Source organism: Curtobacterium sp. MCBD17_021 (genome assembly GCF_003234525.1).
In the GTDB taxonomy this organism is placed as follows: domain Bacteria; phylum Actinomycetota; class Actinomycetes; order Actinomycetales; family Microbacteriaceae; genus Curtobacterium.
Window position 1 is genome coordinate 36,896 of record NZ_QKTS01000019.1, and the last position, 9,330, is coordinate 46,225.

The following is a 9,330-nucleotide window of genomic DNA, read 5'->3' on the forward strand; positions in this document are numbered from 1 at the left end:
GACCGAACATCCGTGGGATCACCGGTATTTCCGCGATCGCCTGCGAGGATGGGCAGGATGAGTGGTGTCCTGGTCGGCTTCGCGATCATCGGCGTCGTCATCGCGACCGGCTACGGTGTCGGCCGAGCCGGGCTGCTCGGGCCGCACGCGCAGTTCGTGATGAGTCGACTGGCGTTCTTCGTCCTCATGCCGTGCCTGCTCTTCCACACGATCGCCACGGCCGACGTCGCGACGTTGTTCTCCCCGATGCTCGCCGTCTCGGCCCTCACCGCGCTGTCGGTCGCCGTCGTGACCGCGGTCGTCTTCGCGCTCGTGCTCCGGCGCCCGCTTCCCACGACCACCGTCGGGGCCCTGGCGGCGTCGTACTCGAACGCGAACAACATCGGCCTGCCCGTCGCGGTCTACGTCCTCGGGCAGGCGACCGCGGTCGTGCCGGTGATCATGCTGCAGCTGGTCGTGATGGCGCCGATCGCGCTGACCGTCCTCGACGCGGCCACGGCCTCCGGGGGCGGGTGGCGGCGGCGGGTGCTCGGGCCGGTGTCGAACCCGCTCATCATCGCGTCGCTGCTCGGACTCGTGTGCTCGGTCACGCAGCTCACGCTGCCGGAACCGGTGCTCGAACCGTTCGCGCTCGTCGGCGGGGCCGCGGTCCCGCTCGTGCTGCTCTCGTTCGGGATGAGCCTGCACGGGTCGGCACCGCTGCGGGACCCTGCCATCCGCCTCGACGTGCTGCTCGCGACCGTCGGGAAGCTCCTGGTGATGCCGGTGGTCGCGTTCCTCCTGGCCCGGTACGCGTTCGGGCTCGACGCCGAGCACGTCTTCATGTCGACGGTGCTCGCCGGGTTGCCGGCGGCGCAGAACGTCTTCAACTACGCCCAGCGGTACGACGCGGCGGTCCCGGTCGCGCGGGACGTGGTGCTGCTGACGACCGTCGGTTCCGTGCCGGTCCTCGTCGCCATCGCGGCGCTGCTGCACCCGTAGGTGGGGCGCGGCGGACGGGAGGCGCGGTGCGGATCCGGCGCGCGCCTCCTGTCCGAGAGGGGCGAGGTCAGAAGATCATCGGGCGGTCGTCGTCGAGGACCGTGTCGAGGTCCAGGTCGACCGACACCGGCACGTGGTCGCTCGGGGCGTCGCCCTTGCGCTCGTCGCGGTGGATGGTCGCGGCGACCGTGACGTCGGCGAAGGCCTGCGAGCCCATCACGAAGTCGATGCGCATGCCCTCGTTGCGGGGGAACCGGAGCTGCTTGTAGTCCCAGTACGTGTACCCGGTCGGGACGATCGGGCGGACCACGTCCTGCAGGCCGCGCTCCTCGAACGTGCGGAACGCCGCGCGCTCGGGCTCGCTGACGTGGGTCGAACCCTCGAAGACCCGCATGTCCCAGACGTCCTGGTCGAGGGGCGCCACGTTCCAGTCGCCCATCAGCGCGAGGGGCAGGTCGGGCTCGGCCTGCAGCCACTCGGTGGTGCGGTCGGCCAGCTGGGCGAGCCAGTCGAGCTTGTACGTGTAGTGCGGGTCACCGAGCTCCCGGCCGTTCGGGACGTAGAGGCTCCACAGTCGGACGCCCTCGACGGTGACGCCGATGGCACGGGCCTCCACCGGCAGGTCCGGGCCCTCCTGGCCCTTGAGGAAGCCGGGTTGTCCGGGGAAGTCCCGGGTCACGTCCTCCATCGGCAGACGACTGGCGAAGGCCACGCCGTTCCACTGGTTGAGGCCGTGTGCCTCGACCGTGTACCCGGCGGCCTCGAAGGCCTCGACCGGGAACTGCTCCGGCTTGCACTTGATCTCCTGCATGCCGAGGACGTCGACGTCCTCCCGGACCAACCAGTCGACGACCCGGCCCACTCGGGTACGGACGGAGTTGACGTTCCAGGTCGCGACGCGCATGGGATCGAACCTACCGGGAGCGACCGGCCGGCCGCCGGAGCCGTCGGCGGTCGTCAGTTGCCGCAGCTGGACGGGACCCCGTGGACCCGGACGAGCTCCGGTGCCAGGGTGTTGCCTGGGGGCACATCCAGACCAGGACCGCAGGAGGCACTCATGGCAACGACGGCGAACTCCGACCGTGTGGACGGCACGACCACCGGCAGCACCACCACCCAGGTCACCTCGGCCGGCCGCACGATCATCGACGACGCAGTGGTCGCGAAGGTCGCCGGCATCGCCGCCCGCGACGTCGCCGGGGTCGCCGCCCTCGGCGGGAACACGGCCAGGGCCTTCGGGGCCATCCGTGACGCCATCGGCTCGAGCGACCTCGGGCAGGGCGTCCGCGTCGAGGTCGGCGAGACCCAGGCCGCCGTCGACCTGACGATCGTCGTCGAGTACCCCACGCCGATGCAGCAGGTCGCCGCAGCGGTCCGGCAAGCCGTCACCGACGCGATCACCGACCTCGTCGGCCTGCAGGTCACCGAGGTGAACATCGCGATCGTCGACGTCGACATCCCGGCGCTCGACGCACCGGTCGTCCCCGAGACGCGCGTCCGGTGAACGCCACCGTCGTCGGCATGGCGGTCGGCGCGGTCCTCGCGATCGTCGCCCTCACGCTCGGCTTCTGGGCGTTCGTCGTGGTCGCCGTCGCGATCGCGATCGGTGGCCTGGTCGGCCGGATCGTCAGCGGTGACGTCGACCTGCGCCGTCTGCTCGACGTGCTCCGCGGCCGCCGGAGCTCGTCGTGACCCCAGGACCGGTGCCGGGGACCGACCGCATCGCGTCCCCTGCCCTCGTGCACACCGCGCAGGCGGTGGCCGCCGAGGCACTCCGCGCACCGCTCCGGGAGGTCCGTGCCCGGGTCGTCGACGACGGTCGCGGTGCGTTGGCGGTCGAGGTCACGAGTCCGCTCACCCTGCCGGTCCTGGGCTCGCACGTCCTCCCCGGCGAACCCGTCCTCGCGACCGCACACCGTGCCCGGGCCACCATCGCCGAGCGCCTCCGGGCGATCACGGGGCGGAAGGTCGAGCGCGTCTCACTGACGTTCTCGTCGGCCGTCCTCGCCGCGCCGCGGAGGGTCCGGTGAGCGGGGGCCCCGCCGCGACGACCCTCTCGGCGGACGACGACCGCTTCGTGCGCCGACTCGTCCGTCGGGAGACGACCGTGTCACGGTCGGCGTCCGTCGTCGTCGCGATGACGGTCCTGCTCCTCGTCGCGGTGGCGGTGGCGACCGCAGCGGTCGTCGTCCTGCTGGACCAGCGCATCGCGGGCATCGATCCGCGGACGACGGTCGACGCCGCCGTCCGCGCACCGGCGGGGCTCGTCGACGCGGTGGTCATCGCGACCGGTGCCGCACTCGCGGTGCTCGGGCTGTGGTTCCTGCTGCACGGTGTCCTGCCGGCCCGACGACCGCGGCACGCCGTCCGGTCCACCCGCCTGGGCGTGGTCGTCGACGACGAGGTCCTCGCGTCCGCAGCCGCCCGTGCCGCGCGCTCCGCCACGCGCCTGGGTCCGGACGCCGCCGTCGGCTCCGTGGGTCGCCGCACGCTGGACGTCGTCCTGCTGCCGGCCTCCGGCGTGGACGTCGACGCGGCCGCCGCGACCGCCGCGGTCGAACGGGAACTCGCCGCCGTCGAGGTCGCACCACCCCTGACCACCCGGGTCCGGGTGCGACCCACCGGCAGGATCGACGGATGAACGGCACGAACCGCACCCTCGGCCGGCTGGTCCTCGTCCTGGTCGGTCTCGCGTTCCTCGGCCTGGGGACCGCCGTCGTCCTGGTGCAGACCCTTCCCGAGGCGGCCGACCGCTGGCGCAGTGCCGCCGGTCCCGTGCTCGGCGGCCTCGGGTCCGGGGCGGCACGGGACGTCGCCGTGCCCGCCTGGTCGTGGGTGCTCGGCGGCGCCGTCGTGCTCGGCATCCTCGCGCTGCTCGTCCTCTCGTCGCTCGGGGGTGGCCGGACCAGCACCGTCGTGGACGACGACGGTCCGGTGGACGGTCTGCCCGGGCGGGTCCGGATCGAGGCCGCGGCGATCGAGCACGCGCTGTCGTCCGCGATCGCCCCGCTGCCGCAGGTGGCGTCCCTCGCGGTCGACGTCCGGCGCGTCCGCCGACGCACCGCGGTCCGGATCGTCGTCCGCACCCGTCGCGGTGCGCCCCCGCGCGAACTCGTCGAGCGCGTCGAGGACGTCGTCCGCGACCTCGATGCGCTGCTCGGAGAGCAGCTGCCGGTGCTGCTGCGGATCGTCCGCGGTGGCTCGTCACGGCCCGACCGGGTGCGCTGAACCGTGAGGGACGTCGGTGCCCTGCCGGACGACCCGCTCGCATCCGGAGCGGAGCCCGACGACCTCGCCGGTCGTGGCGGGGCACCGGACGGGCACGTCGAACTCCCGGCCGCCGTCGTCGGACTCGCCGCTGGTCGCGCCGTCGAGCCGGTGTGGGTGAACTCCGCCGGTGGGAAGACCTTCCGGATCGGACCGTCCCCGGCCCGTGCTGCGGGCTACGTGAAGTGGGTGCCGCCGCGGTACGCGCCCTGGATCGTCGCCGAGGTCGAGCGGCTCCGCTGGGCCGGCCGGTGGCTACCGGTGCCCCAGGTGGTCGACCACGGCGCGGACGAGTCCGGCGCGTGGATGACGACCCGACCGGTGCCGGGCTGGAGCGGGGTCGAACCCCGCTGGGCGGACGACCCGCGTGCGGTCGTGGTCGCCGTCGGGGAGGGGCTCCGCGCGATGCACGACACGCTGCCGGTGGCACCGTGCCCGTTCACGTGGTCGACGGACGAGCGGCTCGACCGTGCCCGGGCGGCCGGCGCGGACGTCGACGCGATCGGCCCGCGACCCGCGGTGGACCAGCTCGTGGTCTGTCACGGGGACGCCTGCACGCCGAACACCCTTCTCGGCGCGGACGGCCGGTGGCTCGGACACGTGGACCTCGGAGCGCTGGGCGTCGCGGACCGGTGGGCCGACCTGGCGGTGGCGTCGATGAGCCTCGGCTGGAACCACGGCCCGGGCTGGGACCGACTGTTCCACGAGGCCTACGGGCTGCCACAGGACCCGGAGCGGACCGCCTGGTACCGGGCACTGTGGGAGCACGACGTGGACGACGTGGACGATCCGCGTCGCACGGCCTGAGCCGCGAGGTGGTCCGGTCGCGCGACCCCGGACGCTGCCGGTGGGCTAGAAGCCGACGCCGCGGGCGCCCATGAACGACACCGGGTCCACGGTGCCGCCGCCGACGTGCGTCTCGAAGTGCAGGTGGCACCCGGTCGAGTTGCCCGTCGAGCCGACGAGGGCGATGAGCGTCCCCGCGCTGACCTGCTGACCGGGGGAGACCCGGAAGCCACCGTTGACGATGTGCCCGTACGCGGTCTTCACGCCGCCGCCGTGGTCGATCCGCACGTAGTTGCCGTACCCGCCGTAGGGCCCGACGTAGTCGACCGTGCCGGAGGACGCCGCGACGATGGCGGTCGAGCAGCCACTGCCGAGGTCGATGCCGTCGTGCATGCGGACCACACCGGAGACCGGGTTCACGCGGACGCCGTACCCGCTGGTGATCCAACCACCGGCCGGTCGGACCCACCCGGAACCCGAGCCGCTGCCGGGGGCGGCTCCACCACCGGAGCTGACCGGGGCGCCGCCGCCACCGCCACCTCCCTGGTTCGCGGCGGCTGCGGCCGCTGCGGCCTGCTCGCGCTGCTGACGTGCCAGCTCGGCTTCGAGGGCCTTGCGTCGACGCTCCTCCTCCGCCTTGCGGATCCGCTCGCCCTTCTCGTACTGGGCCTCGGTGGTGGCGCGACCCGACGTCAGGGACGCGAGCTGCGCCTCCAGGCGGGACTTGTTCGCCTCTTGTTCGTCGTAGGCGGCCTGGGCGCGGTCGGACGCTGCCTGCGCCTCGCTCATCCGGTCCTGTGCGGCCTGGGCGAGGTCCTCGAGCGCGAGGGCCGCGCGGTCGGCCTGGTCGGTCAGCGAGCGGGCGACGGAGGCGTCGTTCGTGGCCGCGGTCTCGACGCGCTCGGCCTGCTCGGAGAGCTTGCTCAGCGCGCCGAGGTCGTAGAGCAGATCGCGGGCGTCCTCGCCACCGGTGAGCACGCTCGTGGTGACGTCAGCGCCACCGGAACGGGCCATCTGCGCGGCGAAGCGACCGGCCTGCGCGGCACTGGCCTCGGCGACCTCGGCGTGGTCCTCGGCGTCTTCCCGCAGGGACTGTTCCTTCTCCGCAGCACGCAGGGCCTTCCGCTGAGCGGCTTCGAACGCGGCGCCGAGACGCTCGGCTTCGGCACGCGCGGAGTCGACCTCTTCCGACAGGCCGGAGATGATGCCGCGGATCTCGACGATCTGGGACTGCTTGGCGGACTCCTTGCCGCGGGCCGCGACCACGTCGTCCCACGAGGGGTAGGTGGCGGCCTGCGCGGCGGGCGCGTCGAGGACCAGCGTGCCGATGAGGCCGGCGATCGCCAACCCGGTGGCGAGCAGGCGCCGTCGGCCCGTCGGCGCGGAGCGGGGACGGGGAGCGGTGACCACGGAGCGAGACATCGGAACGGAGCCTATACATCTCCACAGGCGCTTCGCTGCGGCGACGCTCCGCTGTGGACGGATCCGTGGCGAGATCGAGGCTGTGGAGGACGGGATGACCGTCAGAAGCCGCGCTCGCGGAGGATCTGCTCCGCCGACCCGACCACGCGCGAGCGCAGCAGCTCGGCACCCCGGGTGCCCGCGTAGTCGTACACGTCGTACCCGGTGCAGTGCGTGATCGTCGCCGGGCGTCCGAGCGAGTCCTCGACCGGTGTGGTCCAGACGTCGCCGGAGCCGATCACGACGTAGTCCGGCCGGGCGTCGCGGTAGGACCCGAGGTCGACGAGCCACGGGTAGGTGTCGAAGGTGTCACGGACCTGGAGCAGCCGGACGTCCTGTTCCGCGTAGGCGGCGAGCGGCCGGATCGTCCAGAACTGCCCGACACCGACGGGGTCGCGACCCGCGGTGCGGTTCGCGTCGACCCAGCGGTCGAGGCACGAGACCGGCGTGTACCGGGCATCGGCCACGGTCCGGACCGTGCCGGGCGTCACGGCGACCCCCACGACCAGGACCAGCGCGGCCCCGACCGTCAGCACCGTCCGCAGGGCACGGACGGGGCGGTGCAGCCGGGTCTGCCGGACGGCGGTCCGAGTCAGCTCGCACACCGCGACGAGCGCCAGGAGCGGCATCGTCACGACCGGCTCGAGGTAGCGCGGCGTCTCCGACCCCGCGACGACGACCCCGACCGAGACCGCGACGATCGTCACGAGCGGCAGCGCGGTCGCCACGAGCACCGTCCGGGACGACCGTGCCCGCAACGCCCAGACCGTCCCGCCCGCGCTGAGCAGCACGCCGAGCAGCATGAGGACGAGCCCGGCGTCCCCCGAGGCCGAGGCGGCCCGGTCGTCCGTGAGCGCGGCGAAGAACGCGGCCGTCTCGCCCGCCTGCTCCGGGTGCACGTAGGTCGACGGGTCGAGTGAGACGAACGGTCGGAGCGGGATCCGGACGAGGTACCCGGCCACCGCTCCCAGGGTGAGCGTCGCGGCCACGGACACCGACGGTCGCCACGGCAGCCGTCGGGCCACGACGAGCAGCGCGAGCGTCACGACGACCGGTCCGGCCGACCACGGGACGTACAGCGGGTTGGAGGCGGTGGTCACCGCCGCCACGAGGCCGAGGGTGACGAGGACCGCCACGGACGCCCGGCCGGTCCGGACCGTCCGGAGCACGAGCACCGCGGTGCCGAGCATCGCGAGCACCGCCCCGTAGTAGTAGGTCGTCGTGAGCAGCAGGGACGCCAGCTCGAGGGAGGTCGCGGTCGCCGAGGACTCGGTCAGGACGAGCATCGTCACCAGGACGGCGGCGAGGACGGACACCGCGACCCGGGCCGGACGGGCAGCAGCCGGCATGAGCTCGGTCGCCGCTGCCCGCACGATCGCGTACACGGCGAGCAGCACGAGGACGCCGTTCAGCGCCAGGGCCTGCTGCGGCGTCGCGGTGACGGCGGAGACGGCGAGGTAGACCGGCAGCTCCGGGAAGAAGAACAGCGCCGGCGACATCGCCCACTCGAACGGCTGCCCGAGTGCGATCGACCGCGCCACGAGCGGCAGCAGCACGGAGTCGCCGTCGTACCAGAGGAGGGCCACCCGTTCCGTGGCGAGCACGTGCCGGAGTGCGACGACCGCCAGGGCCACGGACAGGAGGGCGCCGACGACCTCGTGCGCGACCGCCCACACGACGGCGGAACGGGCAGGACGGTCGCCGGCCTCGAGCGGCCGGACTCCGTCCTGCGGTCGGACGAGGGGCATGACCGGAGCGTACCTGCGACGGCGTCCCGGAAGCCGGACAGAGCGCCCCGGGGAGCGCGGACCGGCCGTGCCCGCTAATCTTGGGCACCGTGACCCACGCGCGCGAGCAGTTGATCGAGCACATCAAGGCCGATGCGGTCTTCCACGGCGACTTCACGCTGACCAGCGGGAAGCAGGCGTCGTACTACATCGACCTCCGCAAGGTGAGCCTCGACCACCGCGTCGCCCCCCTCATCGGCCAGGTCATGACCGACCTCATCGGGGACGTGGCCGACGTCGACGCCGTCGGCGGTCTCACCATGGGCGCCGACCCGATCGCGAGCGCCGTGCTGCACCAGGCAGCCGCCCGTGGCCTCGCGTACGACGCCTTCGTCGTGCGCAAGGAGCCGAAGGACCACGGCCGTGGCCGGCAGGTCGAGGGGCCCGACGTGCGCGGCAAGCGGGTCGTCGTGCTCGAGGACACCTCCACCACCGGCGGATCGCCGCTCAAGGCAGCCGAGGCGCTCGAGCGCGAGGGCGCCGTCATCGCCGCCGTCGCCGTCGTCGTCGACCGGGACACCGGCGCGAAGGAACGGATCGAGGCGGCGGGGTACCCGTACCTCGCGGCGATCGGACTGGCCGACCTGGGGCTGTCCGCGTGACCGAGGAGCGTCCGGAGGGGCGCGACGAGTCCGACCGGTCCGTCACCCCCGACACCGGGGACGACGGACGGGAGGCTCGACGCGGCTCCGACACGGGCGCTCCGTTCCAGGGGCTCCGCAGTGCCGCCGACATCTTCGGCGCGCCGCTGACGGAGGACGAGTGGCCCTCCCGCCGCGAGCGCCGGGAGGCCGAGCGCGCCGCCCGGCAGGCGGGTCGACCGGAGCCGGAGCCCTTCACCGCCCCCGCGTCCGTGCCGGCCGCCCCGGCGTCGGCACCGGCTCCCGCGTCGTCGTCCGCTCCCGCGTCCGTGCCGGACCCCGGGGCCACGCAGGCGATCTCGATGCCCGAGGAACTCGCACTGCCCGGCGGCGTCGCCGGCCGGGTCCCGCCGCCCGCTGCCGTGCCCCCGGTCCCGAACGCCCCCGACCCCCGCGCGATCGAGGAC

General features: G+C 73.7%; 11 protein-coding genes and 1 pseudogene. 9 read left to right on the forward strand and 3 right to left on the reverse strand.

The features are described 5' to 3' along the window. Positions 1-57 precede the first annotated feature (57 nt). Positions 58-981 carry an AEC family transporter gene (locus DEI83_RS14365; RefSeq protein WP_111082623.1) on the forward strand — a complete coding sequence of 308 codons (924 nt, stop codon included), beginning with the start codon at positions 58-60 and terminating at the stop codon, positions 979-981. 67 nt (positions 982-1,048) lie between these two features. Here DEI83_RS14365 and DEI83_RS14370 read toward each other — a convergent pair whose 3' ends face one another. After that, entirely contained in the window at positions 1,049-1,885 is an 837-nt protein-coding gene (locus tag DEI83_RS14370; protein WP_111082624.1) for an exodeoxyribonuclease III, read from the reverse strand. 153 nt (positions 1,886-2,038) lie between these two features. Between DEI83_RS14370 and DEI83_RS14375 the strand changes: the two genes are divergently transcribed. The 6 genes from DEI83_RS14375 to DEI83_RS14400 are packed head-to-tail and all read left to right on the forward strand — an operon-like array spanning position 2,039 to position 5,055. Beyond that, positions 2,039-2,485, forward strand: a complete 447-nt coding sequence (locus tag DEI83_RS14375) for an Asp23/Gls24 family envelope stress response protein (protein WP_111082625.1) — start codon at positions 2,039-2,041, stop codon at positions 2,483-2,485. After that, positions 2,482-2,673: a DUF2273 domain-containing protein gene (locus tag DEI83_RS14380; RefSeq protein ID WP_111082626.1), complete on the forward strand. Its 192-nt coding sequence runs from the start codon at positions 2,482-2,484 to the stop codon at positions 2,671-2,673. The genes DEI83_RS14375 and DEI83_RS14380 overlap by 4 nt, the downstream gene beginning before the upstream one ends. After that, positions 2,670-3,011, forward strand: coding sequence for a hypothetical protein (locus tag DEI83_RS14385; RefSeq protein ID WP_146243360.1), 342 nt, complete (start codon positions 2,670-2,672; stop codon positions 3,009-3,011). Before DEI83_RS14380 ends, DEI83_RS14385 begins: the two co-directional genes overlap by 4 nt. Beyond that, on the forward strand, positions 3,008-3,622 hold the full coding sequence (locus tag DEI83_RS14390) for a hypothetical protein (protein WP_111082628.1): 615 nt from the start codon (positions 3,008-3,010) through the stop codon (positions 3,620-3,622). Before DEI83_RS14385 ends, DEI83_RS14390 begins: the two co-directional genes overlap by 4 nt. Then, positions 3,619-4,209 carry a hypothetical protein gene (locus tag DEI83_RS14395; RefSeq protein WP_111082629.1) on the forward strand — a complete coding sequence of 197 codons (591 nt, stop codon included), beginning with the start codon at positions 3,619-3,621 and terminating at the stop codon, positions 4,207-4,209. The genes DEI83_RS14390 and DEI83_RS14395 overlap by 4 nt, the downstream gene beginning before the upstream one ends. Before the next feature lie 3 nt (positions 4,210-4,212). After that, complete coding sequence (locus DEI83_RS14400) at positions 4,213-5,055, forward strand: aminoglycoside 3'-phosphotransferase (RefSeq protein ID WP_258371236.1); 843 nt, start codon at positions 4,213-4,215, stop codon at positions 5,053-5,055. Positions 5,056-5,100: 45 nt separating this feature from the next. Here the strand turns inward: DEI83_RS14400 and DEI83_RS14405 are convergent, their stop codons facing one another. Then, the gene (locus DEI83_RS14405; RefSeq protein ID WP_111082630.1) at positions 5,101-6,456 is read right to left on the reverse strand and encodes a M23 family metallopeptidase; all 1,356 of its coding nucleotides are present in this window, start codon (positions 6,454-6,456) and stop codon (positions 5,101-5,103) included. A gap of 101 nt (positions 6,457-6,557) precedes the next feature. Then, on the reverse strand, positions 6,558-8,243 hold the full coding sequence (locus tag DEI83_RS14410) for a hypothetical protein (protein WP_111082631.1): 1,686 nt from the start codon (positions 8,241-8,243) through the stop codon (positions 6,558-6,560). An 89-nt stretch (positions 8,244-8,332) separates the two neighbouring features. On the opposite strand from DEI83_RS14410, the gene pyrE reads away from it, so the two are divergent. Then, positions 8,333-8,884: an orotate phosphoribosyltransferase gene (gene pyrE, locus DEI83_RS14415; protein WP_111082638.1), complete on the forward strand. Its 552-nt coding sequence runs from the start codon at positions 8,333-8,335 to the stop codon at positions 8,882-8,884. Next, positions 8,881-9,330: pseudogene (locus DEI83_RS14420) on the forward strand (hypothetical protein); the annotation flags it as partial. The gene pyrE and the pseudogene DEI83_RS14420, both read left to right, overlap by 4 nt.